The sequence below is a fragment of the Mycobacterium sp. NGS51 genome, from assembly GCF_059812525.1.
In genome coordinates, this window is record NZ_JCALCV010000002.1 from 146,395 (window position 1) to 170,871 (window position 24,477).

The window sequence follows — 24,477 nt, forward strand, 5'->3', positions numbered from 1 at the left end:
CACAATGACCATCAACTACCAATTCGGTGACGTCGATGCCCACGGCGCGCTGATCCGCGCCCAGGCCGCCTCCCTAGAAGCCGAACACCAGGCCATCATCCGCGATGTGCTTGCCGCCGGCGACTTTTGGGGCGGCGCGGGCTCAGTGGCCTGCCAGGAATTCATCACCCAGTTGGGCCGCAACTTCCAAGTCATCTACGAACAAGCCAACACCCACGGCCAAAAAGTCCAAACCGCCGGCAACAACATGGCCTCCACCGACTCCGCCGTCGGCTCCAGCTGGGCCTAACTACACCCACAACCGTGGCCCGCACACCACCGGTGTGCGGGCCACACTCATGTCAGCGGCCTGATGGAGCCCGCGCACCTGGCAGGTGACAGGAAACCGTCAAGGATTGCTGCCGCAGCGTTAAGAAGACGTTAACGACTTCTCACATCGCCTTCTTCGCGGGGAACTGTGGAGACGTGGATTCGGTAGTGCGATACCACGTCAGTGGCCGGCCCTGGTATGCGAGCCGGCTCGTTTTCCGTGAGGAGAAGTCATGTCTTTCGTGACCACCCAGCCTGAAGCCTTGACGGCCGCGGCGGCAAGCTTGCAGGGAATCGGCTCGACGTTGAGCGCGCAGAACGCGGCGGCCGCAGCCCCGACCACGGGCGTGGTTCCGGCCGCCGCCGACACGGTATCTGCTTTGCAAGCAACACAATTCGCCGCCTACGGCACGCTGTACCAACAGGTCAGTGCACAAGCCACCGCGATACACGAGATGTTCGTGAACACACTTGGCACCAGCGCCGGAGCGTATGGCGCCACCGAGGCCGTCAACTCGGCCCAGGCCGCCGCCACCGGCGGCAGCGGTGGACTTCTCGGCTTGTTGACCGGGTCCGGGTCGTCCTCGTCGGGCTCGGGGTTCTTCAGCAACGTGGGAAGTGGCTTCACGACTCAGGTCGGGAATTTTGGCTCTGCCGCTTCGGACCTGCTGCAGCTCGGCAGCTCCGGTTTTCTCGCTCCGGGCGAACTGACGGGCGCTGGGGCTACGACCACCGGGGCACCCGCTCCGGGGGGCTTGGGCGCGGCGGCCCTGGCGAACGCGACAGGGCCGGCAGGCGTTGGCAGCTTCAATGGGGCGCCGGTGTCGGCAGGTTTGGGCCGAGCATCCTCCGTCGCCGGGTTGTCGGTGCCGCCCAGCTGGGCCGGTGCGGCCGCCCCGTCCAGCCCTGCCCCCACGACGTTGACGGGCGCGGGCTGGACCAGTGCCGCCCCGCACAATTCGACGGTGGCCACCATGCCGGCCGGGATGCCGTCGGCGGCTTCGGCCGGACGCGGCGGCATCGGCTTCGGCGCACCGCGCTACGGCGTCAAGCCGACCGTGATGCCCAAGCCTGCAGTCGTCTAGCGCCTCGTCAGGCAAATCGGCTACATAGGAAACGAGGTTGGAAAGAAATGGACTTCGGAGCGTTACCACCGGAAATCAACTCCGCACGCATCTACACCGGCCCCGGCGCGGCGCCGATGATGGCCGCCGCGTCCTCCTGGAGTGCGCTGGGCGCCGAGCTGGCCACTGCGGCAGCCTCCTATGAATCGGTGATCTCCGGTCTGACCAGCGAAGAGTGGCTGGGACCGGCATCGACGGCGATGGCAGCTGCGGCCGCGCCGTACGTGGGGTGGATGAACACCACGGCCGCGGCCGCCGAGCATGCCGCCGCCCAGGCAATGGCATCTGCCGCGGCCTACGAGGCGGCGTTCGCGATGACGGTGCCCCCGCCGGTGATCGCGGCCAACCGGGCTCAGCTGGCCGCATTGGTGGCCACCAATTTCCTCGGCCAAAACACCCCGGCGATCGCGGCCACCGAAGCGCTCTATGCCGAAATGTGGGCCCAAGACGCCGCGGCCATGTACGGCTACGCGGGCACCAGCGCGGTCGCCGGACGATTGCAGCCGCTGACCTCCCCGACGCCAAACAGCAACCCGGCCGGGCTGGCCGGCCGGGCCGCCGCGGTCTCGACCGCCGGCACCCAGACCGGCTTGTCGCAACTCGTCTCGACCCTGCCCGGCACGGTGCAAGGGCTGGCTTCCCCGCTGGCTGCATCACCTGGATTGGGCGGGCTCGACAACCTCCTGGGCAACGGCTTGCTAACGAATGTCATCGGCCAGGCAGGAAACATCACGGCCTGGAACATGTTCGCCGGCATATCGGCAGGGGTCGGGCTTGCAAATGCTGAGGGCGCGGGACTGGGCGGTGTCGACGGTGCGCTGGGAGCGGGCCTGGGCGGCGGCCTCGGGTCGGCGGGCGCGGCCGGCCTAGCCGGCGCTGTGGCGCCAGCAAGCTCTGCCGGCGTTGGCGGCGCGCCGGTGTTGGCGGGCGTAGGCAGGGCAGCCGCGGTCGGCGGCATGTCGGTACCGGCCAGTTGGTCGGCGGCTACCCCGGCGGGCACTGGTGCTGCGACGTTAGCGGGCACCGGGTGGACCGCCGCCGCCGAGGAAAGCACGGCGGTGGGAACCGTGCCCGCTGGGATGTCCGGGGCCGGTATGGGCAACCGCGGTTATGGCTTTGGTGCGCCGCGGTATGGGTTCAAGCCGACGGTGATGGGCCGGCCGGTGGTGGCCGGATAGGGGGAAAGGAAAACAAACATGTCACACGTTTGAAGCCACCCGTTCAACCCCAGGTCGTACCCTGGGAATATCACGGGCCAGCACCGGCACCCAAGACTGACTTCACCCTAAGGAGACCCCAATGACTACCCGGTTTATGACCGACCCGCACGCCATGCGCGACATGGCCGGCCGCTTTGACGTGCACGCCCAAACCGTCGAAGACGAAGCCCGCAAAATGTGGGCCTCATCCCAAAACATCGCCGGCGCCGGCTGGAGCGGAACCGCCCAACTGACCTCCCACGACACCATGGGCCAGATGAACACCGCGTTTCGCAACATCGTCAACATGCTCCACGGCGTGCGCGACGGACTGATCCGCGACGCCAACAACTACGAGCAACAAGAACAAGCGTCCCAGCAGATCCTGAGCAGCTAGGAGAACCCACAATGACCATCAACTACCAATTCGGTGACGTCGATGCCCACGGCGCGCTGATCCGCGCCCAGGCCGCCTCCCTAGAAGCCGAACACCAGGCCATCATCCGCGATGTGCTTGCCGCCGGCGACTTTTGGGGCGGCGCGGGCTCAGTGGCCTGCCAGGAATTCATCACGCAGTTGGGCCGCAACTTCCAAGTCATCTACGAACAAGCCAACACCCACGGCCAAAAAGTCCAAACCGCCGGCAACAACATGGCCTCCACCGACTCCGCCGTCGGCTCCAGCTGGGCCTAACCCACAACCACAACGTGGCCCGCACACCCCCCTCGGTGTGCGGGCCACAACCTTTTGCGGCTACCCCGCCATCGGCGAGTGCGGGACCACGCTGGACCGGAAGCCGATGGCCCGGACCGCACCGTCGACCTCACGCCCGGACACGCCCGGCATCACCAGCTTGGGCACGGCAGTCCCGCCCGGCGCTACCGCCGGAGCGGCGGCACCGAGATTGGTGCTCGGCAACGGCATGGCGCTGGCCGGGTGGATCGCTCCTAACGGGGCGGACCCGAACCAGTTCTGCGGCACCGACATCCCACTCAGCGAGGCCGCCTGCCCGACGCCTGCTGAGGCTCCGGCACCGCCCAAGCCGCCACCCAAGCCGCCGAGGCCGTGCAGCGGTCCTAACCCTCCTAGACCTCCGAAGCTCCCCAACGGTCCGAAGCCCCCGCCCTCGGTCAGCGTGTCGGCGCCCAGGAAATCGAGGCCCAGGCCGCCGAAATCGACGCCCAAGCCGCCGCCGTCCAAGCCGACCAGACCGACCCCGTCCTCGGCAAAGCCGGCCGTGTCCAGGGCCAGGCCAATGCCGCCCGCATTGCTTAACTCCGGCAGAGCGCCAGGCAGGGCAGCCGCCGACGCGCCCAGGCCGGCACCCTTGCCGGCACCTTTCAGGGCCCCTTTGCCCGACGCACCGGTCATCCCCGTGAGCATGCTGGCCGGCGTGGTGGCCGCCGAGGTCGCGGCGGACGTCCCGGTGCCCAGCGCCATCTGCGACATTCCGGCCGTGGACGACGTGGACTGCACCGGCTGGGCGAGCCCCTGCAGGGTTTGGGGCACATTCGACAGCGACGACGTCATGGTTTGCGCATGGGTGCCGGCCGACGTGCCGGCGGTATGGGCGACGGCGGCAGTTTGGCTGGCCAACCCGCCCGGGTTGGTGTTTTGCGGCGGCGGGGCGAACGGCGTCAACGTCGAGGCAGCCCCCGCGCTGCCCGCATAGCCGTACATCGCTGCAGCGTCCTGGGCCCACATCTCGCCGTAATGGGCCTCGGTGGCCATGATCGCCGGGGTGTTCTGACCCAGAAGGTTGGTGGCAATCAGGGTCATCAACTGAGCGCGGTTGGCGGCGATCACCGGAGGCGGCACCGTCATCGCAAACGCCGCCTCGTAGGCGCTTGCCGCCGCTTTGGCCTGAGTCGCGGTCTGTTCAGCCTGGGCGGCGGTTGCGCTCATCCAGGTCACATACGGTGCGGCCGCGGCCGCCATCGACACCGACGCGGGCCCCTGCCACGACCCGGCGGTCAACCCCGTGACCACCGATTGATAGCCGGCGGCCGCGGAATGCAGGTCGGCGGCCAGCCCGTCCCAGGCGGTCGACGCGGCCAGCAGCGGCCCCGGACCCGCGCCCGCGTACATGCGCGCGGAGTTGATTTCCGGCGGCAATGCGCCAAAATCCATCGCCTCTACCCTTTCGTTGCGTTAGCTGGCCTGCTCAAATTCGGGCCGCATTGGCGGCCTCGGTGGCCGCATACGAAGCTGCGCTGGTCTGCAGCGTGGTCACGAACATCTCGTGGACCGCGGCAGCTTGGGCACCGATGGCTTGATAGTTCCCGGCATGCGCGACAAACTGCGCCGCGGTCAACGCCGACACCACGTCGGCGGCCGCCGGTACCACCGCGCCGGTCGGGCCGGCCGCCGCTGCATTTCCCGCGGCCATCTGCGAGCCGATGCCATGCAGATGGCCGGCCGCAGCCGCCAGCGCCTCCGGGTGCGTGTTGACAAATGCTGCGAAAGACATTGATGTCTCCTAACTTTCTCCAAAACCGAAGCTGGCCACTACTCGACACTTGCCGTGCGCACACTCCGCGGCGACAGGCAATGGCCGCTTGCGGCCGCCAAAGATCGCGGCGTCAATATCAAAGCTGTTTGCGCGCAGGCGATTAGAACGGCGCACTCCGCTGTACGTCATGTCGTGGCTCAACGGCTATGCACCACCGTATTTTTCGTATAGAAGTCATATCAAGTAGGCTCATGGAATACATAGAAAACGCATATCTGCAGGTACTGGCATCGGACCGGGCGGGTGCCCGCCACATTTGAGAACTCTATGAACTCCGTGACAACCTCATGTGTGCCAGGGAGAATGTAGGAACATGACCGCAATGTCCGGTTACGCACGCGAACAGCGGCCACGCCAGGCCATCCTCGGGCAGCTGCCCCGGATCAACCGGGCCGACGGATCGCCGATCCGGGTTTTGCTGGTCGACGACGAGCCGGCGCTAACCAATCTGGTCAAGATGGCCCTGCATTACGAAGGCTGGGTTGTCGACGTCGCGCACAACGGCCGCGAGGCCGTCGCCAAGTTCGACAAGGTCGGCCCGGACGTGCTGGTGCTCGACATCATGCTTCCGGATATGGACGGACTGCAGATCCTGCAGCGGGTGCGTGGATCAGACGCCTATACCCCGACGCTGTTTCTGACCGCCCGTGATTCGGTGATGGACCGGGTCACCGGCTTGACTGCGGGCGCCGACGATTACATGACCAAACCGTTCAGCCTCGAGGAACTCGTCGCCAGGCTGCGCGGACTGCTTCGGCGGTCCAATCACCTGGCGCCGCCGGCCGAGGAGGTCCTGACCGTCGGCGACCTCACCTTGGACGGCGCCAGCCGTGAGGTCACCCGCGGTGGAACACTGATCTCGCTGACGTCGACCGAGTTCGAACTGCTGCGATTCCTGATGCGCAATCCGCGTCGCGCGTTGACCCGCACCGAAATTCTGGACCGGGTGTGGAACTATGATTTCGCGGGGCGGACCAGCATCGTCGATTTGTACATCTCGTATCTGCGGAAGAAGCTCGACTCCGGCAGAGATCCGATGATCCACACCGTTCGCGGCGTCGGATACATGCTGCGATCGCCGGAATGATCCGACGTCGGGTCACGCCGTGGTGGCGGACGCGATCCGTGCGCAGGCAGTTGGTGTTGAGCGTATCCGCCGTTGTCTGCGTGGTTTTGGTGGCAGTCGACATTGTCTCGGTGTTAAGCCTGCGTGCATACGTCACGACGATGAACGACGCCGAAGTTGTCGAATCGCTGGACGCACTGAGCCACTCGGTCACCCGCTACCGCACCGGGGAGGGAGTACACGGCGGCACACCCATCGAGACGGCGATGCTGGGTTTCACTGGCCAGACGCCCGAAAACCTGATCGCGATACTGCATGACGGCACGGTGGTCGGCTCGGCCGTCTTCTCCGAAGACGAGCCGCACCCGGCGCCTGCCGACGTAGTTCGCGCCATCGAGTCACATACCTGGGCCGACGGCCCGCCACGTACCGAACAGCTGGGCAGCTTGGGCTCCTACCGAGTCGACAGCCGCGCCGACGGCGCGGACCGTCTGCTGGTCGGGGTATCGCTGAACCTCGCCAATCGTACGATCGAACGCCGAACGGTCACCGCCACAGCGCTTCTGGCCGGAGCCCTGTTGGTCACAGCGATCCTGACGATTTGGGTAGTCGGCTACGCGCTGCGGCCGCTGCGCCGGGTGGCCGCAACTGCCGCCGAGGTCGCGGCCATGCCACTCATCGGCGACGAGCACCGCATCACCACGCGGGTGCGCCCCGACGACACCGACCCGAACAACGAAGTCGGGATTGTCGGGCACACATTGAATCGCTTGCTGGACAACGTCGATGGCGCGCTGGCGCACCGTGTCGAATCCGACCGCCGGATGCGGCAGTTCATCACCGACGCCAGCCACGAACTACGCACCCCGTTGGCGGCGATTCAGGGCTACGCCGAACTCACCCGCCAGGACAGCTCGGCCTTGCCGCCGACGACCGAGTATGCGCTGGCCCGTATCGAGTCCGAGGCACTGCGGATGACATCGCTCGTCGACGAGTTGCTACTGCTGTCCCGGTTGGGCGAAGGCGAGGATCTGGACACCGAAGAGGTTGATCTGGGCGACGTCGTCATCAACGCGGTGAACGACACGGCAGTAGCGGCGCCGACGCACCGTTGGGTCAAAGACCTACCCGAGGAACCGGTATGGGTGCGCGGAGACCGCCACCGTCTGCATCAACTGGTGAGCAACCTGTTGAGTAACGCGCACGTGCACACGCCTGCCGGAGTCACCGTGACGACGGCGATCGCGCGTGATCCTTCGGGCGCGGACGGGCCCTACGCCGAGTTGACCGTCACCGACAACGGACCCGATATCGAGCCTGCTCTGCTGCCGCACCTGTTCGAGCGATTCGTGCGCGGCGACGCGTCGCGGTCCAACGGGTCCGGCAACGGATTGGGACTGCCGATCGTCGCGTCGATCGTCAAGGCGCACCATGGGACCGTCACGGCCGAATCCGCAGACGGTCAAACAGTCTTCCGAGTCCGGCTGCCCATGAGCGCGCCGCCGACCGGTTAGCGCACAGCACCGTCAACGTCGCGGTAGCACCCGTAAAGAAAGCGTCAACGACCCCGTCGCTCGACGCCGCGCGGAGTTAGCGTCGTTGCAGCCCTGGTCGCCGAGGGCGAATTGATGCTGGGTGAACGGAGACGACATGTCTGTTGTGCTCTACCTGCTGTTGAGCGCCGCGGTGTTCGCCCTACTCGGACTGGTCGTGAAGATGGTCGACGGCCGATGAACCTCGCCAACGCTGTCGGCTTGGCGCTTGCCGTACTCGTTGCGGTGTTCCTCGTTGCGGCCCTGGTCTTTCCGGAGCAGTTCTAGTGAATAGCGCAACGGCCGGCCTGCTGTTCCTCGCGCTGCTGATCGCGGTACTGGCCGTAGTTCACGTGCCACTCGGCGACTACATGTATCGGGTCTACAGCTCCGAGAAGCATTCGCGTGCAGAACGGTTCGTCTACCGGGTGATCGGCGCCGACCCGTCCACCGAACAAGGCTGGGCGACCTATGCCCGTAGCGTGCTGGCGTTCTCGGCTGTCAGCCTCGGCTTCCTGTTCGTCCTCCAACTCGTCCAAGACCAGCTCCCGCTGCATCTTCGGCACCCGGCGACACCTATGACTCCGGCGCTGGCGTGGAATACCGCAGTTAGTTTCGTCACCAACACGAATTGGCAGGCCTATGCGGGCGAATCAACGCAGGGGCATCTAGTGCAGATGGCCGGTCTGGCGGTACAGAACTTTGTGTCAGCTGCGGTCGGTATGGCGGTCGCCGTCGCGTTCGTTCGCGGCTTTGCTCGCCGCAGCACCGCTGAACTCGGCAATTTCTGGGTGGACCTGGTCCGCGGCACACTGCGCATCCTGGTGCCGATCGCGGTCGTCGGCGCGGTGGTGCTGGTCGGGGGCGGCGTCGTGCAGAACTTCCATCTGCACGACCAGGTGATCACCACGCTGGCCGGATCGCCGCAGAGCATCACTGGCGGCCCGGTGGCCAGCCAGGAGGTGATCAAGGTCCTTGGCACCAACGGCGGCGGCTTCTACAACGCCAACTCGTCACATCCCTTCGAGAACCCGACCCCCTGGACGAACTGGGTCGAAATCTTTCTGCTGTCGGTGATCAGCTTCTCGTTGCCGCGCACCTTCGGCCGCCTGGTCGGCAACACCAGGCAGGGCTACGCGATCGCCGCGGTCATGGCGATCATCGCCGCGGTCAGCCTCACCCTGGTGATGCTGTTGCAACTGCAACACCACGGCACCGTCCCCACCGCAGTGGGCGCCGCGACAGAAGGTGTCGAGCAGCGTTTCGGGGTCGCCGACTCCGCGGTGTACGCCGGCACGACCACCCTGACATCGACCGGCGCGGTCGACTCCGCGCACGACTCCTACACCAGCCTGGGCGGGATGATGCCGCTGTTCAACATGCAGTTGGGTGAAGTGGCGCCCGGCGGCGTCGGCTCCGGCCTGTACGGCATGCTCATCCTGGCCGTCATCACGGTATTCGTCGCCGGACTGATGGTCGGGCGGACCCCGGAATACTTGGGCAAGAAGATCACGCCACGCGAGATCAAGCTTGCGGCAAGCTATTTCCTGATTACCCCGCTGATCGTGCTGCTCGGCACCGCGACCGCGGTAGCCCTGCCCGGTCAGCGTGCCGGCATGGGCAATACCGGACCGCACGGCCTCTCCGAAGTGTTGTATGCGTTCACCTCGGCGGCGAACAACAACGGTTCGGCGTTCGCCGGACTCGCGGCCGACACCGTCTGGTACAACACCGCACTCGGTCTGGCGATGCTCATCGGACGGTTCCTGCCGATGATTCTGGTACTTGCGCTGGCCGGTTCGCTGGCTCGTCAGGGCTCGACGCCGGCGTCGATCGGCACCCTGCCCACCCACAAACCGCAGTTCGTCGGGTTGGTCGTCGGTGTGACGATCATCCTGGTCGCGCTGACTTTTCTGCCAGCGCTGGCCGTTGGCCCCCTCGCCGAGGGGCTGCACTGAAATGCGCAGTCCGACAAGGAATTCAGCCGCTCACTCGAATGCGGGCGGGCTACTCGACCCACAGATGCTGCTGACGTCGCTACCCGGCGCGCTACGCAAACTCGATCCTCGCACGCTGTGGCGCAACCCGGTGATGTTCGTCGTGGAGATCGGCGCCGTGTGGTCAACGGTGCTGGCGATCGGCGAGCCGAGCTGGTTCGGCTGGCTGGTGGTGTTCTGGTTGTGGCTGACGGTGGTATTCGCCAACCTGGCCGAGGCGGTGGCCGAAGGACGCGGCAAAGCGCAGGCCGACACGTTACGCAAGTCCAGAGCCGGCACCCAGGCGCGCCGGCTGGTCGGCTGGTCACCGGCCGCTGACGGTATCGAGGAGCAGGTCCCCGCATTGCTGCTGCAGCAGGGCGACGTCGTTGTCGTCGAAGCCGGCCAGGTTATCCCCGGCGATGGTGACGTCGTGGAAGGCATTGCGTCGGTGGACGAGTCGGCCATCACCGGCGAATCGGCACCGGTGATCCGGGAATCCGGTGGAGACCGCTCGGCGGTGACCGCCGGAACCACCGTGCTCTCCGACCGCATCGTCGTCAAGATCACTCAACAGCCGGGTCAAGGCTTCGTGGACCGGATGATCGCACTGGTGGAAGGCGCCAACCGGCAAAAAACACCCAATGAGATCGCGCTGAACATCCTGCTCGCCGCCGTCACGATCATCTTCGTGTTTGCGGTGGCCACCCTGCAGCCGCTGGCGATCTACTCCAAGGCTAATAACCCCGGAGTGCCGGATACCGCTGCCCTCGACGAAAATGGCATCACCGGAATCGTTTTGGTGGCGCTGCTGGTGTGCCTGATCCCCACCACGATCGGTGCGTTGCTGTCGGCCATCGGCATTGCCGGGATGGACCGGTTGGTCCAGCGCAACGTGCTGGCGATGTCCGGGCGGGCGGTCGAAGCAGCCGGCGACGTCAACACCCTGCTCCTGGACAAGACCGGAACGATCACGCTCGGCAACCGAGAAGCCTCGGAGTTCATCCCGGTCGACGGGGTGACCTTCGAGGAACTTGCCGACGCCGCTCAGCTGGCCAGCCTGGCCGACGAAACCCCCGAGGGCCGCTCGATTGTCGTCTACGCCAAAGATGCCTACGGGCTGCGGGCCCGGTTGCCCGGTGAGCTCGATAACGCCAACTGGGTGGAATTCACTGCGGTGACGCGGATGTCAGGCGTCGACATCGACGGACGGCAGCTGCGCAAGGGCGCGGCCAGTTCGGTCGCGGAGTGGGTACGTGGTCATGGCGGCACGGTTTCGGCACAAGTCGGGCAGGTCGTCGACGGCATCTCGGCTGCCGGCGGAACCCCGTTGGTGGTGGGCCAGGTAGGCGGCACCACAGCGCGGGTGCTTGGCGTCGTCTACCTCAAAGACGTGGTGAAGCAGGGCATGCGCGACCGGTTCGACGCGATGCGCCGAATGGGCATCCGCACCGTGATGATCACCGGCGACAACCCGCTGACCGCCAGGGCGATTGCCGACGAGGCCGGCGTCGACGACTTTCTGGCCGAGGCCACGCCGGAAGACAAGCTGGTCCTGATCAAGGGTGAGCAGGAAGGCGGCCGACTGGTCGCGATGACCGGCGACGGCACCAACGACGCGCCGGCGTTGGCCCAGGCCGATGTCGGGGTGGCGATGAACACCGGAACCAGTGCGGCCAAAGAAGCCGGCAACATGGTGGACCTGGACTCAGACCCCACCAAACTGATCGAGATCGTCGAGATCGGCAAACAGTTGCTCATCACCCGCGGTGCGCTCACCACGTTTTCGATCGCCAACGACATCGCCAAGTATTTCGCGGTCATCCCGGCGCTGTTCGTAGTGCTCTTCCCCGGCCTGGACCTGCTCAACGTGATGCGGTTGCACAGCGCGGAGTCGGCGATCCTATCGGCGGTGATCTTCAACGCGCTCGTGATCGTCGGCCTGATTCCGCTGGCGCTTCGCGGAGTGCGATATACCCCGAGCCATGCGTCAAAATTGTTGAGCCGCAACCTCGCAATCTACGGGCTGGGCGGGATCGTGACCCCGTTCATCGGGATCAAGCTCATCGACCTGGTGGTCCAACTGCTTCCCGGAATGGCCTGACAATGAGTAATTCGGTCCTGGTTCGCCAGCATTGGGCAGCGCTGCGCGCGCTGCTCGTCTTCACGGTGATCCTGGGAATTGGCTACCCGCTGTTCGTTTGGCTGGTCGCGCAGTGTCCCGGTTTGCGCCCGCAAGCAGAGGGCTCGATCACCCGGATCGACGGAAAACCGGTTGGCAGCGCACTGATCGGCCAGTCGTTCACCGATGCCGCCGGTCGGCCGCTGCCACAGTACTTTCAGTCGCGGCCCTCGGCGGCCGGTGCCGGTTATGACCCGTTGAGCAGCGGTGCTCGCAATCTGGGGCCCGAAGACGTGGTGGATACGCCGACGCGGCCCAGCCTGCTCACCCTGGTGTGCTCACACAGCAAGGCAATCGGCGACCAGGAAGCGGTGGACGGATCGCGCCCGTTCTGCACGGCCGGCGGTGTCGGCGCCGTCCTGTCGGTGATCGGCCCTCGCGATGCGCGGGGCAATGTCAGCGGGCCTACTCGAGTTGTCAGCGTCAACGAACCGTGCACAACCGTGACCCGTCCATTCGTGAGCAGCTACGCCGGGGTACCTGTGCAGTGCGCACAGCCCGGGCAGGACTACTCGGCCGGCCAGATTGTGCCGGTCCGTGGTGTCGCACCCGGCGACCCGCGAGTGCCCGCCGACGCGGTCACCACGAGCGGCAGCGGTCTGGACCCGGACATCTCGCCGGCCTATGCCGAGATTCAAATCGCTCGGGTAGCCGCGGCTCGGCGTGTCGCTCCGGATCGAATCCGCGATGTGGTTCGGGCCAACAGCAGCGGCCGCGATCTCGGCATATTCGGTGAGCCCCGGGTCAACGTGCTGCGACTCAACCTCGCACTGGACCAGTCGTACCCCGGTCCTGGTGGATGATGGTTGGGTGAGTGTCGAGCACCGTCGCAAACGCGGGGAGCTGCGCATCTATCTCGGCGCGGCCCCGGGTGTGGGTAAGACGTATGCGATGCTCGGCGAAGCGCACCGGCGCCTGGAACGCGGCACCGACCTGGTGGGGGCGGTGGTCGAGACGCACGGCCGCCGAAAAACCGCCGAGCTGATTGCGGGGATCGAGATGATCGCGCCCCGCTTCCTCGACTACCGCGGCAAGCGCTTTCCCGAACTCGACGTACCGGCAGTGCTGGCCAGACAGCCGGACGTGGTCCTGGTCGACGAGCTCGCGCACACCAACGCACCCGGCAGCAAGAACCACAAGCGATGGCAGGATGTCGAAGAGCTGCTCGATGCCGGCATCACCGTGATCTCCACGGTCAACATCCAGCATCTGGAAAGCCTCAACGACGTCGTCGCCCAGATCACCGGAATCGTTCAGCAGGAAACGATACCGGATTCGGTGGTGCGGCAAGCCGCCCAGGTCGAGTTGATCGACGTCGCACCAGAAGCGCTGCGGCGCAGGCTATCTCATGGAAATGTGTATGCTCCGGAGAAGGTTGATGCGGCGCTGTCCAACTACTTCCGCAGCGGAAACCTCACCGCGCTGCGAGAGCTCGCCTTGCTGTGGCTGGCCGACCAAGTCGATGCGGCGTTGGCCAAATACCGCGCGGACAAAAGGATCACCGACACCTGGGAAGCGCGTGAACGCGTGGTCGTCGCGGTCACCGGCGGACCCGAATCGGAAACGTTGGTCCGACGGGCTTCGCGGATAGCAACGAAGTCCACCGCCGAGCTGCTGGTGGTGCACGTCTTGCGCGGCGACGGGCTCTCCGGCGCGTCGGCTCCGCGGATCAGCAAGATCCGTGAACTGGCCGTCAGCCTCGACGCGTCGATGCACATCGTCGCCGGTGACGACGTGCCCACCGCGCTCCTGGATTTCGCCCGCCAGATCAACGCCACTCAGCTGGTGATCGGGACGTCGCGCCGCTCGCGTTGGGCGCGCATCGTCGAAGAGGGCATCGGCGCCAGGGTGATCCAACTGTCGGACAAGATCGACGTGCACATCGTCACCCACGAGGAGTCCAAACTCGGAATTCGACGCACGCCGGTCTCGCCTCGCCAGCGACGCGCCGCATCATGGCTGGCGGCGGTCGTTGTGCCGTCCGCGATTTGTGCGATCACAGTCGCCTGGCTGGATCCGTTCCTGGAGACCAGCGGAGAAAGCGCAATGTTCTTCGTCGGGGTGCTGGCGGTGGCCCTGTTGGGCGGCGTCGCGCCGGCTGCGCTTTCTGCGGTGTTGTCGGGTCTGCTGTTGAACTACTACCTGACGACGCCGCGGCACAGCTTCACCATCGCCGAACCCGACGCGGCCGTGACGGAGCTGGTCCTGCTGATGATCGCCGTCGCGATCGCTGTTCTGGTCGACGGCGCGGCCAAACGCGCCCGCGAAGCCGGCCGCGCATCCCAGGAGGCAGAGCTGCTCACGCTGTTCGCGGGATCAGTGCTGGGCGGCGCCGACCTGGAAACACTTCTCGAACGGGTACGGGAAACCTACTCACAGCGCGCCGTGAGCATGGTGCGCAAGGACAGCCGCCTCGTCGCGTCAGTGGGTATGAACCCATGCAGCACAATAGATTCCGCCGACACTGCAATCGAGGTCGGCGATAACGAATTCTGGATGCTGATGGCCGGCAGGAAGCTGGCCGCCCGCGACCGCCGGGTGCTTTCGGCGGTGGCCACACAGGCCGCGGGCCTGATACGGCAGCGCGAATTGACGTTGGAGGCCGGCAGGGCCGCGGCGATCGAGCAAGCAGACGAGTTGCGGAGATCGCTGTTGTCGGCGGTCAGCCACGACCTACGCACCCCGCTGGCAGGGGCCAAGGCCGCGGTTTCGAGCCTGCGCGCCGGTGATGTCGACTTCTCTCCCGAGGACACCGCCGAATTGCTGGCCACCATCGAGGAATCGATCGACCAGCTCACCGCACTGGTCGGCAACCTGCTCGATTCGTCGCGGTTGGCCGCCGGGGTTATTCGACCTGAGCTGCGCCGGGTGTATCTGGAGGAAACCGTGCAACGGGCGCTGGTCGGTATCGGCACAGGCGCCACCGGGTTCCTGCGACCCGGCATCGACCGCGTCAAAGTCGACGTCGGCGGCACACAGGTGATGGCCGATGCCGGCCTGCTGGAGCGGGTACTGGCCAACCTGATCGACAACGCGCTGCGCTACGCGCCCAATTGCGTCGTGCGCGTCAATGCCGGCCAGGTGGGCGAGCGCGTGTTGATCAATGTCATCGACGAGGGGCCGGGTATCCCGGCGGGCAGCGAGGAAGGCCTCTTTGCGGCGTTTCAGCGGTTGGGCGATCACGACAACACCACCGGCGTCGGACTGGGGTTGTCGGTAGCACGCGGTTTCGTCGAGGCGATGGGCGGCACCATCCAAGCGACCGATACTCCGGGCGGTGGTCTGACCGTCGTCGTGGAACTGGCTGCACCAGAAGAGCGGCGCCAGTGACTCGAGTACTGGTGATCGACGACGAGCCGCACATTCTGCGCGCGCTGAAGATCAACCTGTCGGTTCGGGGCTATGAGGTGATCACTGCCTCCACCGGTGCCGGTGCGTTGCGCGCCGCCGCCGAACACCGTCCCGAAGTGGTGATCCTGGATCTGGGTCTGCCCGACATCTCCGGCATCGAAGTGCTGGCGGGGCTGCGGGGCTGGCTGAGTGCTCCGGTCATCGTGCTCTCCGCGCGCACCGATTCATCGGACAAGGTCGAGGCGCTGGACGCCGGCGCCGACGATTACGTCACCAAACCGTTTGGGATGGACGAGTTCCTCGCCCGGCTGCGTGCCGCGGTGCGCCGCAACGCCGCCGCGTCCGAAACCGATCAACCGGTCATCGAAACCGCGGCGTTCACTGTCGATTTGGCGGCGAAGAAGGTCGTCAAGAACGGCGCAGAAGTGCACCTGACGCCGACCGAATGGGGCATGCTCGAGGTGCTGGTCCGTAACCGGGGCAAGCTGGTCGGCCGCGAGGAACTCCTCAAAGAAGTGTGGGGCCCTGCATATGCGACCGAAACACATTACCTGCGTGTCTATTTGGCGCAGTTGCGGCGCAAACTCGAGGCCGACCCGTCCAGACCGCAGCACCTGCTGACCGAAGCGGGCATGGGCTACCGCTTCGAGGTGTGAACCTCGGCGGGCGCCCAACGTCGAGTTGTTGGGCCGGTATGCGGGCCGGCGGCACAACAAGTCGACGTTCGCAGTCAACATGTCGACAGCGTGATGCCTTGGCCGCCGTGGATTACATTCTGGTAAAACCTTTCTCTGACGGTACGCCCGGCGCGGGGCCGACGAAACGGCCCGCCTGAGTCTGTCTGCTCGCCGCCGGCGCAGCCGCCAGGTCGATCATGAGACGGGAAATGGCTTGTCGGAGAACCACGTTTGATTCCCTAATTGTCGGCGGAACAATTTTGCCAGCTTTCTCATCGGAAAGGTGCAGCATTTTCCCAGCAGCATGCGTTAAGTGGCTTGCGATGGACGCTGGGATTTCCCCGCAGTACAAGCCGGTGCGGGTGCCCGCTGGTCGATTTATAGTGCGACTGAACGGTGGCGCTAGAAGAGTGGGTTTCAATGACGGACGACCTAATTCGATCGCGATCGGGATTTCCCCAGTAGTGGGTCAGACATGGACCGCCACATCATTGTCAGCGGGGAAGACGCGCTCGCGACGACGATCATCGAGGAGCTGAACAACGCCGGCGCAAGCATCGTCAAGCTTGCCAATCTCGCCGACGCCGGCGTCAAGAGCGAGCTCACCTCCGCGGGGGTCACCCGTGCGGCGGCGGTGGTTTGCGCCGGTGATGACGACGCGACCAATCTCGAAATCGCCCTGCTGGCCCGCAAAGCCAACCCGAAGATCCGCGTGGTGGCGCGGCTGACCAACGACGTGCTGCGGGAAGCGGTGGCCGCCGATAACGGACCTGGCGCTATCCTCAACGTCGCAGACCTGGCGGCGCCGTCGGTCGTCGAGGCGTGTCTGGCGCACACCGTGCACCCGTTCGAGGCGGCGGGCATCAAATTCGTCGTCTCCAGCAGCCGCGCGCCGCGGGACGCAACGCAGCGTGAGGTCTACGGGAACCTGGCCCCCGTGGCGGTGATTCACCGCGAGAACTCCGCCTCCCCCGGCGAGATGGTGGTGTGTCCGGGGCGGGATCTGCCGGTGCGAGCCGGTGACTGGACGGCGATGATCGGCACCGTCGAGGAGTTGGCCGCGCGCGGCATCAAGGTTCCCCGCACCACCGGGACACGCGCACGCCAAAGTTGGCTGCGACGCGTCCTCGACGGCGCACGCACTCTGCGCGAGGACTGTGCTGGGCGAGATTTTGGGCCGCGGGTATGGCCCGACGTCAACAGGTGGCTCGACGTCCCGATTGTGATGCGAGTCTATGACCGCGCGCTCGGCTTCGAGGTGGCGCAGCGTTTCGATTTCCAAAACGTCCGCTCCACAGTCGAACTGGCCGCACCCTGGTTCATCGGCGCCGCGATGGGGCTGCAGGTGCTCGGGACGTTTTCGGTCGGGCAGAGCTCGTTCGTGGTCGGCGGAATGCACGTGGCCGCCGGCAGCGAACTCGACGGGCTGCGAATGTTCGACCTGTCCACCCACACCCGCGTCATCGCGATCACCCGGCCCAGCGAACAGGTCCGACTGCACCCGCGCCGCGATGCCCTGCTGAGCGCCGGTGACACCGTGTACCTCGTCGGCCCGTATCGGGAATTGCTGCACACGCTACGCAAAGGACAGCCGCCGCCAAGGCAGATTACCGTTGATCAGTACACGGCGCCGGTGGGTCGCGCAAATTCTGTGCGCTAGCTATTGCTCACTGCCGCGCCAAATTAAGTGCTGTTTAACGATTTGTTACCCATGCGAGGAGCCGCTGTCTGCGGACCCATAATGGATTTGCCCGCTCGGTGAGTTTCGCGATGAGGGTTCTTTTGGAGTAAAGAACGCCGTCGTTTTTTGGCGGTCTGCGGCCGTAAATGGGAATGGCCGCGAGCTGGCGACAGCGCGGGCGGGCCCGCTGTCGCCGCGACTGTTCTAAGGATTGTGCTGCAATGGATTTCGCGATTTTGCCGCCGGAGGTCACCTCCGGCCGAATGTATGCCGGTCCCGGGTCGGGAACGATGTTGGCCGCCGCGGCGGCCTGGCACACATTAGCCGCCGAGCTGCATTCGACGGCGAATTCGTATCGGTCGGTGGTGACGACACTGACCGCCGGGCCGTGGCTGGGTCCCACCGCGGCGTCGATGGGCGCGGCGGCCGCTCCCTATGCGGTGTGGATGAGCCTCACCGCTGAACAGGCCGAGCACACCGCCGCCCAGGCTCAGGCAGCGGCCGCCGCGTACCACACGGCGTTTGCCGCGACGGTGCCGCCTGCGGTCATCGCGGCTAACCGCAGTCTGCTGATGGCGCTGGTGGCAACGAATCTCTTTGGGCAGAACACCCCGGCGATCGCGATCACCGAGACGCAGTACGCCGAGATGTGGGCACAGGACGCAACGGTGATGTACGGCTATGCGAGTGCATCGGCAGCCGCGACGACGCTGACGCCGTTCAGCGCACCACCGCCGAGCGCCAGTCCGGGCGCTGCGGCAACCCAAGCCGCCGCGGTGAGCCGAGCGACGGGCACGTCCGCCAGCAAGGTGCAGGGCACAATGTCGTCGACACAGCAAGCTTTTTCGGCGGTACCTAATGCGCTATCCAGTCTTGCATTCGCGGACCCACCCGCCACGTTGACGCCATTGGACCTGCTCGACGCGGTCGGCAGCCTCAGTGGCATCTTTGTCGACCCGTCGTTGGGCGTCGTGGGCGGATCCCTGGGCACAGTGGCTCTGCCCTACGACGTTGCCGGGGCGCTGACCGGGTTCCACACCGATGACATCATCAGCGGCTGGGCCGGGCTACAGTCCTGGCCGGGGACGGCGCCGGTGCCCCCATCGCCGTTCCCGGTGGTCACGAGCGCCGGCCCGGGCCTCTCACCGGTGCCATCGGTGTCGGCAGGCCTGGGCCAGGCGCACGCGGTCGGGACATTGTCGGTGCCACCGACCTGGACCGCGGCCACCCCTGCAGTCCGCCCGGTCGCATTGGCGTTGCCGACTACCAGCGCAAGCGCCGTCGGGGCGGTAATGGAAGTCAGCTCGGAAAGCACGCTTAGCGAGATGGCGCTGGCGGGTATGGCCGGACGCGCCATGGCCGGCACCCTCGGGTCGGGCGGCGGGCGGGAGCGCGGCAAAGCTCTTACCGCCGAGCGGGCGGTGGCCACCGCTGAAAAGCACTCGGCTGCCGGTGAAGTCGCATCACAGACCTCCCCGCGCATCGCTGTCACCGGAATCGCAGCCGAGATACGTGAGCTCGCCAAACTGCGCGACGAGGGCATCCTGACCGCGGATGAGTTCACCGAGCAGAAGAACCGGCTCCTCGGGCGGTGAAGCCGCGGGCAGATCAGTCGGCGACCGAGAGCGCGATGCCGTCCAGGATGTCGTGTTCGCTGACGACCAACTCGTGTATGCCGGCGCGTTCGCGCAACGCCAATGCCAACTCCTCCACCACGATTGCGCCGGCACCGATCACGTCGGCGCGGCCCGCGTGCATCGGCCCCAGCGCCGCTCGCTGCGCGCGTGTCATGCCGATCAGTCCCTCGCACACCTGCAATAACCGCTCGATGCCGACGCGCGAAAGATGAATGTTCGCCGCGTCATACACCGCCATATCCTGGGCCAACGCCGCCAGTGTCGTCATCGTTCCGGCCACCCCCACCCAGGTACAGGCGCGCTGCACGGCGACCGCACGTAGCGCCTCGCCAAGGCGGTCGCGGACCAGCTCGCGGGCAGCGGTCACCTCGTCCGCGGTGGGCGGGTCTGAGTGCAGGCAGCGCTCGGTGACCCGCACGCAGCCGATGTCGGCCGAGAAGCTGGCCCCCACAGCATCGTCTCCGAGCACAATCTCGGTCGAGCCGCCGCCTAAGTCAACCACCACGAAAGGTGCGTCGGCAGGGTCCAATTCGTCGACCGCTCCGGTGAACGACAACGTGGCTTCTTCCGTGCCGGTGACTACTTCGGCGCTCACCCCGAGCACGTCGGTCGTCATCGCGAAAAAGTCGTCGCGATTGGCGACGTCCCGGGCCGCCGAGGTGGCCACCATCCGGATGCGGTCGACATCGTGGGCAGCGCACAATGCCGCATAGTCGACGAGCGCGGCGCGGGTGCGCGCTAACGCCTCCGGCGCGAATTCACCCGTCGCGTCGACGCCTTGCCCCAACCGCACAATGCGCATCTCGCGGTGCACGTCGCGTAGATGACCGCCGACCGGATCGGCGATCAGCAGGCGAATCGAGTTGGTACCGCAGTCGATTGCCGCGACGCGACTCACGTCCACTGCTCCTTGTCGAGAATCCCGGCCATCGCCGGCTCGGCGGCCAGCACCGCCAGTGCCTGATCGCCCAGCGGGTTCACTCCGCGGCCTTTGGCCAGTGCATGCGCGATCAACACATGCAGGCATTTGACCCGGTCGGGCATACCGCCGCCGGAGAACGTGGTGCCCAACGGCTCGATCGCATCCCGCTCCGCCAGATAGGACTGGTGTGCACGCCGGTAGCCGGCGGCCAGATCGGGGTCATGCTTGAGCCGTTCGGTCATCTCCCGCATCATCCCTGACGACTCCAGCCGGCTCGCAGCGGCGGTCAGCACCGGATGAGTCAAGTAGTACAACGTCGGAAACGGTGTCCCATCCGGCAGTTTCGGTGCTGTCTTCACGACGCCGGGCTCACCGTTGGGACAGCGGTAGGCGACCTCGAGCACCCCGCGCGGCCGGCGACCGAGTTGGCGCGCCACCGCGTCGAGGTCGGCGCGGTCAACCACCGGCCGGCGCGGGTTCCGGCGGCCCGGGTGGCGCCGGCGCCGGCGGTCCGTGCGGAGCGTCGGCGATGGTATGCCACAGCGACGTGTACCAGGGGCCGTTGCTCGTCGGGGCCGCCGCCTCCGAGCCCGGTTCGGTGGGAAGCGTCGCCGACGGCGGAAGCTGCACCTGATAGGGGACTTCTCCGGGCATCACGAACCCCAGCCGCTCGCGCGCCTGCGCCGCGATGTAGGCCGGATCAGCCAGTTTGACTTTCTGCTCCTCGAGCGTGGCGATTTGGCGGCGCAGCGCGGCTTCGGATGCGGCCAACTGTTTCATCTCGGTGCGTTGCGCGAAGTAGGTGCGCACCGGACCGGCGATGGTCAACGTCAGCACACAGACCACGGCGGCCAAGATCGCCGCCCGCCGCGCGGTCAGGCCCAGCCGCTGCTCGGACCGTTGCTCGGCCGACGCGACGATGGCGCGCCTGATCGGCTCGACCGGCTCAGGCTGCGCACGCGACCCGTTGGAAGCCCGGCGCCCCGCCGCCGACTTGCGCGGGCGGCCCGGAGCCGAATCGCCGGCCCGTCCCGGCCGCGGCGCTCGTGAGCGCCGCTTGGGATCAGGCCGTTTCGCGTCGGGCATCGCGATCGGCTATCTGGCGTCCAGCACGTAGCGCGGGAAGGCGAGATCACCGGCGTAGCGGGCCGCGTCGCCGAGCGCTTCTTCGATCCGCAGCAGTTGGTTGTACTTGGCGACGCGCTCGCTGCGCGCCGGCGCCCCGGTCTTGATCTGGCCGCACCCGGAGGCCACCGCCAGATCGGCGATCGTGGTGTCCTCGGTCTCGCCGCTGCGATGGCTCATCATGGTGCGGTAGCCACTGTGGTGGGCCAGCGCCACCGCGTCCAGTGTCTCGGTCAGCGTCCCGATTTGGTTGACCTTGACCAGTAACGCATTCGCCGCGCCCCGCTCGATTCCCTCTTCGAGCCGTTCGGGATTGGTGACGAAGAGATCGTCGCCCACGATCTGCACCCGGTCACCGATGGCGGTGGTCAGCGAAACCCACCCGTCCCAATCGTCCTCGGAAAGCGGATCTTCAATCGATACAAGCGGGTACGAGTCAAGCAGCTCGGCGTAAAACTGAGCCATCTCGTCGGCGCTGCGGGTGTTGTTCTCGAACGCATAGCCGCTGCCGTCGGTGTAGAACTCGGTAGCCGCTGCGTCGAGGGCCAACGCCACGTCCGAGCCGAGTCTGAAGCCGGCGGATTCGATGGCCAGGCCGATGACATCGAGCGCCGCCTTGGTGCCCGGCACATCCGGGGCGAAACCGCCCTCGTCACCCAGCCCGGTGCTCAGGCCCTGCTTCTTCAACTCGGCCTTGAGCGCGTGGTAGATCTCCGCGCCCCAGCGCAGCGCTTCGGAGAAACTCGCAGCGCCGATGGGCGCCACCATGAACTCCTGGATATCCACACCGGTGTCCGCGTGCGCCCCGCCGTTGAGGATGTTCATCATCGGCACCGGCAGGATGTGGGCGTTGGGACCGCCGACGTAGCGGAACAGCGGTAGTTCGGCGGAATCGGCGGCGGCCTTTGCCACGGCCAGCGACACGCCGAGGATCGAGTTTGCGCCCAACCGCGACTTGTCCGGGGTGCCGTCGAGGTCCACCAGCGCCTGGTCAACCAGCCGCTGATCGTCGGCGTTCAGACCGATGACAGCCGGGGCGATTTCGTCGAGGACGGCCTGCACGGCCTTCTTCACACCTTTGCCGCCGTACCGGTCGCCGCCGTCGCGCAGTTCGACGGCCTCGTGTTCTCCAGTGGACGCACCAGAGGGCACCGCTGCCCGCGCAAATGTCCCGTCGATGAGCGCAACCTCGACCTCGACAGTCGGGTTGCCGCGCGAATCGAGGATCTCGCGGGCCCCGACCTGCTCGATAATGGGCACTGGGTTCTCCTTGCTGGTAAAGGCAACAGACCGGGTCTAAGCCTAAAGCCTGGCTCAGAGCGGGTGACCTGCCGCATAGGCGGTGGCCCAGTCGCGCACCGCGCGCGCATACGGATCGGAATCGTTGTAGGCCCGCAGTGCGGTGATCCATCCCCTGGGCGTAGCGAGATCCTTTCCGCGCCAGCATAAGTAACCGGCGGCCGACAGCGCGGCATCGTCGATGTTGTCGACGCTGACGATTCCGTCGTTGTTGGCGTCCACCCCGTAGAGGCGCCACGTCTCCGGAATGAACTGCATCGGGCCCATCGCCCGCACCACACCGTCGTCGTCGGCTAAATCCCCCGCTTCGCTGTCGACGATGTGCAGAGTGCCGCCGCTGCCGTCGAGGCGCACACCGCGAATCGGTGGGTGCACATCGCCGTTGGGCGCCACCCGCGCGTGCCGGTAGGTGCCGTGATGGCTTTCGATTTCACCGATGCCGGCCAACGTGGTCCACGACAGATGGCATTTGGGGTTTTCCACCTCCGCAACCCGCGCCGCATAGGCGTATGCCTCCAGCGCGATCACCGGAATGTCAAGCCTCGGAGCCCGCTCGGCCGCCCAGTCGTAGAGCTGGTCGGCGGGCCGACCCTTGGCGTGGGTGTCGACCGACGGCACCGGGTCCCCGGCCGGAGGCGGCACGCCCTTGGGGATGGGCGTGCCCAGCTGCCAGGTACAACTGGAGGCCAGGAGCAGCGCGGTCGCCCCCACGACAGCGACCGCCCGTAGCCAACGCACCGGCGACACAAAGCTCCCCTTAGACTCCCCTAAACCGTCTTTCCCAGCCATGGTCGCATGGGAAGCGACTACGTCGCCGCGTCGCCGCGGCCTACGCGCGCTGGCTACTCCGATTCCACGCTATCGCGCTGGCCGGCCGGGTCTCGGTCATCCGGGCCCGACTCGCCGGGTTCGATGTCCGCGTCAGCCGCCACTTCTACGGCGTCCGACGACGGCCAGTACGTCCGCCACTCCTCCTCGGTGATCGCGCCAAGCGGTGTGACATCGAGCTCTTCGGGAACGTCTGCTCCCCGGCGCTCGGCGGCGATCAGCTTCTCGGTATCACGAACGGTATCCATGAACTCCAAAACAGCAGCGCGCAGCACGTTTTCGGCATCGGCACCGGCGGTCACGCTGATCGAGGTGATCGCTTCCGGAATCAGGTCGGTAGGAAACCCCGCCTGGTTGGCTCGTTGAATGGCCTTCTGCGCCAGCGCCAATGCCGGTTGCGCGGTGGGGACATTGTCCATCGCGGAGTTCTGCGGCTTGCCTTTCTTTTCTAACGCCTTGCCCTCTTCCCATTGAGCCAACTGCTCGTCAAGCGAAATCGCCTCTCCGGCAAGCACTCCGGGTACGCGATTGCCGAGTTTGCGCAGCAGGGTGTCGGCCACGTCGTCGATGCTGAACGGGTGTCGCGGCGCATCCTCGGCGATCCGGGCGTGGAAGAGCACCTGCAGCAGCACATCGCCGAGTTCCTCGCGAAGCTCGTCGGCGTTGCCGTTGCGCACCGCGTCGAAGAGCTCGTAGGTCTCCTCGAGTAAAAACCGGCGCAGCGAGTCGTGGGTTTGCTCGCTTTCCCACGGTCCGGCGGTGCGCAGCTTGTCCATCATGGCGACCGCATCGATGAGCCGTTCGCCGGGCTGCTGGTCGGGTGCCGATATCAGCCGGTCACCAGCGGCTAAGCGGGCGGTGACCGCCGGATGCTCGGGGTCCGATGACAGCAACACCGGGGCGTCGTGTCCGGTGTGCGCGGGGCGCGCGGTCGGCAGCGTCCAGGGCACCGCGACCGGCATCTCTTCGGTGTACTGCACCTCGCCCATCAGCAGTTCGATGGCTTCTACCGGAACCAGTGACGGGCGCCGTGGGTCGACCAAGACGACGGTCATGC

23 protein-coding genes and 1 pseudogene are annotated in these 24,477 nt (G+C 66.3%); 16 read left to right on the forward strand and 8 right to left on the reverse strand.

Annotated elements, in window-relative coordinates; translation table 11 throughout:
- The first annotated feature begins 4 nt into the window (after nt 1-4).
- The 6 genes and pseudogenes from AC5Y5W_RS03380 (at nt 5) to AC5Y5W_RS03405 (ending at nt 3,325) form a co-directional block, all read left to right on the forward strand.
- The gene (locus AC5Y5W_RS03380) at nt 5-289 is read left to right on the forward strand and encodes a WXG100 family type VII secretion target (RefSeq protein ID WP_499883909.1); all 285 of its coding nucleotides are present in this window, start codon (nt 5-7) and stop codon (nt 287-289) included.
- 253 nt (nt 290-542) lie between these two features.
- Nucleotides 543-836: pseudogene (locus AC5Y5W_RS03385) on the forward strand (PE family protein); the annotation flags it as partial.
- Between the two features lie 294 nt (nt 837-1,130).
- Nucleotides 1,131-1,394 carry a PE/PPE C-terminal domain-containing protein gene (locus tag AC5Y5W_RS03390; protein ID WP_500022140.1) on the forward strand — a complete coding sequence of 88 codons (264 nt, stop codon included), beginning with the start codon at nt 1,131-1,133 and terminating at the stop codon, nt 1,392-1,394.
- A gap of 47 nt (nt 1,395-1,441) precedes the next feature.
- On the forward strand, nt 1,442-2,611 hold the full coding sequence (locus tag AC5Y5W_RS03395; RefSeq protein WP_500010640.1) for a PPE family protein: 1,170 nt from the start codon (nt 1,442-1,444) through the stop codon (nt 2,609-2,611).
- Nucleotides 2,612-2,732: 121 nt separating this feature from the next.
- Nucleotides 2,733-3,029 (forward strand): WXG100 family type VII secretion target, encoded by a 297-nt coding sequence (locus AC5Y5W_RS03400; protein WP_499883910.1) that lies wholly within the window; start codon nt 2,733-2,735, stop codon nt 3,027-3,029.
- A gap of 11 nt (nt 3,030-3,040) precedes the next feature.
- Nucleotides 3,041-3,325 (forward strand): WXG100 family type VII secretion target, encoded by a 285-nt coding sequence (locus AC5Y5W_RS03405; protein ID WP_499883909.1) that lies wholly within the window; start codon nt 3,041-3,043, stop codon nt 3,323-3,325.
- A gap of 60 nt (nt 3,326-3,385) precedes the next feature.
- Here the strand turns inward: AC5Y5W_RS03405 and AC5Y5W_RS03410 are convergent, their stop codons facing one another.
- Nucleotides 3,386-4,762, reverse strand: coding sequence for a PPE family protein (locus AC5Y5W_RS03410; RefSeq protein WP_499886718.1), 1,377 nt, complete (start codon nt 4,760-4,762; stop codon nt 3,386-3,388).
- A 34-nt stretch (nt 4,763-4,796) separates the two neighbouring features.
- The gene (locus AC5Y5W_RS03415) at nt 4,797-5,102 is read right to left on the reverse strand and encodes a PE family protein (protein ID WP_499886720.1); all 306 of its coding nucleotides are present in this window, start codon (nt 5,100-5,102) and stop codon (nt 4,797-4,799) included.
- Between the two features lie 355 nt (nt 5,103-5,457).
- On the opposite strand from AC5Y5W_RS03415, the gene AC5Y5W_RS03420 reads away from it, so the two are divergent.
- The 10 genes from AC5Y5W_RS03420 to AC5Y5W_RS03465 all read left to right on the forward strand — a co-directional run bounded on the left by AC5Y5W_RS03420 (nt 5,458) and on the right by AC5Y5W_RS03465 (nt 19,204).
- Complete coding sequence (locus AC5Y5W_RS03420) at nt 5,458-6,231, forward strand: response regulator transcription factor (RefSeq protein WP_500010639.1); 774 nt, start codon at nt 5,458-5,460, stop codon at nt 6,229-6,231.
- Nucleotides 6,228-7,724, forward strand: coding sequence for a sensor histidine kinase (locus AC5Y5W_RS03425; RefSeq protein WP_500010638.1), 1,497 nt, complete (start codon nt 6,228-6,230; stop codon nt 7,722-7,724). Before AC5Y5W_RS03420 ends, AC5Y5W_RS03425 begins: the two co-directional genes overlap by 4 nt.
- A gap of 216 nt (nt 7,725-7,940) precedes the next feature.
- The gene (locus AC5Y5W_RS03430) at nt 7,941-8,030 is read left to right on the forward strand and encodes a potassium-transporting ATPase subunit F (protein WP_500010637.1); all 90 of its coding nucleotides are present in this window, start codon (nt 7,941-7,943) and stop codon (nt 8,028-8,030) included.
- Nucleotides 8,030-9,700, forward strand: a complete 1,671-nt coding sequence (gene kdpA, locus AC5Y5W_RS03435) for a potassium-transporting ATPase subunit KdpA (RefSeq protein WP_500022067.1) — start codon at nt 8,030-8,032, stop codon at nt 9,698-9,700. The genes AC5Y5W_RS03430 and kdpA overlap by 1 nt, the downstream gene beginning before the upstream one ends.
- Before the next feature lies 1 nt (nt 9,701).
- Nucleotides 9,702-11,822 (forward strand): potassium-transporting ATPase subunit KdpB, encoded by a 2,121-nt coding sequence (gene kdpB, locus AC5Y5W_RS03440; protein ID WP_500022068.1) that lies wholly within the window; start codon nt 9,702-9,704, stop codon nt 11,820-11,822.
- 2 nt (nt 11,823-11,824) lie between these two features.
- The gene (locus AC5Y5W_RS03445) at nt 11,825-12,703 is read left to right on the forward strand and encodes a potassium-transporting ATPase subunit C (protein WP_500022069.1); all 879 of its coding nucleotides are present in this window, start codon (nt 11,825-11,827) and stop codon (nt 12,701-12,703) included.
- Complete coding sequence (locus tag AC5Y5W_RS03450; protein ID WP_500022141.1) at nt 12,693-15,230, forward strand: DUF4118 domain-containing protein; 2,538 nt, start codon at nt 12,693-12,695, stop codon at nt 15,228-15,230. Before AC5Y5W_RS03445 ends, AC5Y5W_RS03450 begins: the two co-directional genes overlap by 11 nt.
- Nucleotides 15,227-15,907: a response regulator gene (locus AC5Y5W_RS03455; protein ID WP_499886733.1), complete on the forward strand. Its 681-nt coding sequence runs from the start codon at nt 15,227-15,229 to the stop codon at nt 15,905-15,907. Before AC5Y5W_RS03450 ends, AC5Y5W_RS03455 begins: the two co-directional genes overlap by 4 nt.
- 496 nt (nt 15,908-16,403) lie before the next feature.
- On the forward strand, nt 16,404-17,588 hold the full coding sequence (locus AC5Y5W_RS03460; protein WP_500010633.1) for an NAD-binding protein: 1,185 nt from the start codon (nt 16,404-16,406) through the stop codon (nt 17,586-17,588).
- Between the two features lie 242 nt (nt 17,589-17,830).
- On the forward strand, nt 17,831-19,204 hold the full coding sequence (locus AC5Y5W_RS03465) for a PPE family protein, SVP subgroup (RefSeq protein WP_500010632.1): 1,374 nt from the start codon (nt 17,831-17,833) through the stop codon (nt 19,202-19,204).
- 13 nt (nt 19,205-19,217) lie between these two features.
- Here the strand turns inward: AC5Y5W_RS03465 and AC5Y5W_RS03470 are convergent, their stop codons facing one another.
- The 6 genes from AC5Y5W_RS03470 to AC5Y5W_RS03495 form a co-directional block, all read right to left on the reverse strand.
- Entirely contained in the window at nt 19,218-20,144 is a 927-nt protein-coding gene (locus AC5Y5W_RS03470) for a Ppx/GppA phosphatase family protein (RefSeq protein ID WP_500010631.1), read from the reverse strand.
- Nucleotides 20,141-20,632 (reverse strand): DUF501 domain-containing protein, encoded by a 492-nt coding sequence (locus AC5Y5W_RS03475; RefSeq protein WP_500010630.1) that lies wholly within the window; start codon nt 20,630-20,632, stop codon nt 20,141-20,143. The genes AC5Y5W_RS03470 and AC5Y5W_RS03475 overlap by 4 nt, the downstream gene beginning before the upstream one ends.
- Nucleotides 20,625-21,254: an FtsB family cell division protein gene (locus tag AC5Y5W_RS03480; RefSeq protein ID WP_499886740.1), complete on the reverse strand. Its 630-nt coding sequence runs from the start codon at nt 21,252-21,254 to the stop codon at nt 20,625-20,627. Before AC5Y5W_RS03480 ends, AC5Y5W_RS03475 begins: the two co-directional genes overlap by 8 nt.
- A gap of 9 nt (nt 21,255-21,263) precedes the next feature.
- Nucleotides 21,264-22,553, reverse strand: a complete 1,290-nt coding sequence (gene eno / locus AC5Y5W_RS03485; protein WP_499886742.1) for a phosphopyruvate hydratase — start codon at nt 22,551-22,553, stop codon at nt 21,264-21,266.
- Nucleotides 22,554-22,607: 54 nt separating this feature from the next.
- Nucleotides 22,608-23,339 carry a lytic transglycosylase domain-containing protein gene (locus tag AC5Y5W_RS03490; RefSeq protein WP_499886743.1) on the reverse strand — a complete coding sequence of 244 codons (732 nt, stop codon included), beginning with the start codon at nt 23,337-23,339 and terminating at the stop codon, nt 22,608-22,610.
- A gap of 95 nt (nt 23,340-23,434) precedes the next feature.
- The gene (locus AC5Y5W_RS03495) at nt 23,435-24,475 is read right to left on the reverse strand and encodes a nucleoside triphosphate pyrophosphohydrolase (RefSeq protein ID WP_500010629.1); all 1,041 of its coding nucleotides are present in this window, start codon (nt 24,473-24,475) and stop codon (nt 23,435-23,437) included.
- Between the last annotated feature and the right edge of the window lie 2 nt (nt 24,476-24,477).

Excerpts from the sequence above, each read along its gene's own strand:
- AC5Y5W_RS03380 (WP_499883909.1), top strand. The coding sequence starts at position 5 with ATGACCATCAACTACCAATTCGGTGACGTCGATGCCCACGGCGCGCTG.
- AC5Y5W_RS03395 (WP_500010640.1), top strand. The coding sequence starts at position 1,442 with ATGGACTTCGGAGCGTTACCACCGGAAATCAACTCCGCACGCATCTAC.
- AC5Y5W_RS03400 (WP_499883910.1), top strand. The coding sequence starts at position 2,733 with ATGACTACCCGGTTTATGACCGACCCGCACGCCATGCGCGACATGGCC.
- AC5Y5W_RS03405 (WP_499883909.1), top strand. The coding sequence starts at position 3,041 with ATGACCATCAACTACCAATTCGGTGACGTCGATGCCCACGGCGCGCTG.
- AC5Y5W_RS03410 (WP_499886718.1), bottom strand. The coding sequence starts at position 4,762 with ATGGATTTTGGCGCATTGCCGCCGGAAATCAACTCCGCGCGCATGTAC.
- AC5Y5W_RS03415 (WP_499886720.1), bottom strand. The coding sequence starts at position 5,102 with ATGTCTTTCGCAGCATTTGTCAACACGCACCCGGAGGCGCTGGCGGCT.
- AC5Y5W_RS03420 (WP_500010639.1), top strand. The coding sequence starts at position 5,458 with ATGACCGCAATGTCCGGTTACGCACGCGAACAGCGGCCACGCCAGGCC.
- AC5Y5W_RS03425 (WP_500010638.1), top strand. The coding sequence starts at position 6,228 with ATGATCCGACGTCGGGTCACGCCGTGGTGGCGGACGCGATCCGTGCGC.
- AC5Y5W_RS03430 (WP_500010637.1), top strand. The coding sequence starts at position 7,941 with ATGAACCTCGCCAACGCTGTCGGCTTGGCGCTTGCCGTACTCGTTGCG.
- kdpB (WP_500022068.1), top strand. The coding sequence starts at position 9,702 with ATGCGCAGTCCGACAAGGAATTCAGCCGCTCACTCGAATGCGGGCGGG.
- AC5Y5W_RS03445 (WP_500022069.1), top strand. The coding sequence starts at position 11,825 with ATGAGTAATTCGGTCCTGGTTCGCCAGCATTGGGCAGCGCTGCGCGCG.
- AC5Y5W_RS03460 (WP_500010633.1), top strand. The coding sequence starts at position 16,404 with ATGGACCGCCACATCATTGTCAGCGGGGAAGACGCGCTCGCGACGACG.
- AC5Y5W_RS03465 (WP_500010632.1), top strand. The coding sequence starts at position 17,831 with ATGGATTTCGCGATTTTGCCGCCGGAGGTCACCTCCGGCCGAATGTAT.
- AC5Y5W_RS03480 (WP_499886740.1), bottom strand. The coding sequence starts at position 21,254 with ATGCCCGACGCGAAACGGCCTGATCCCAAGCGGCGCTCACGAGCGCCG.
- AC5Y5W_RS03495 (WP_500010629.1), bottom strand. The coding sequence starts at position 24,475 with ATGACCGTCGTCTTGGTCGACCCACGGCGCCCGTCACTGGTTCCGGTA.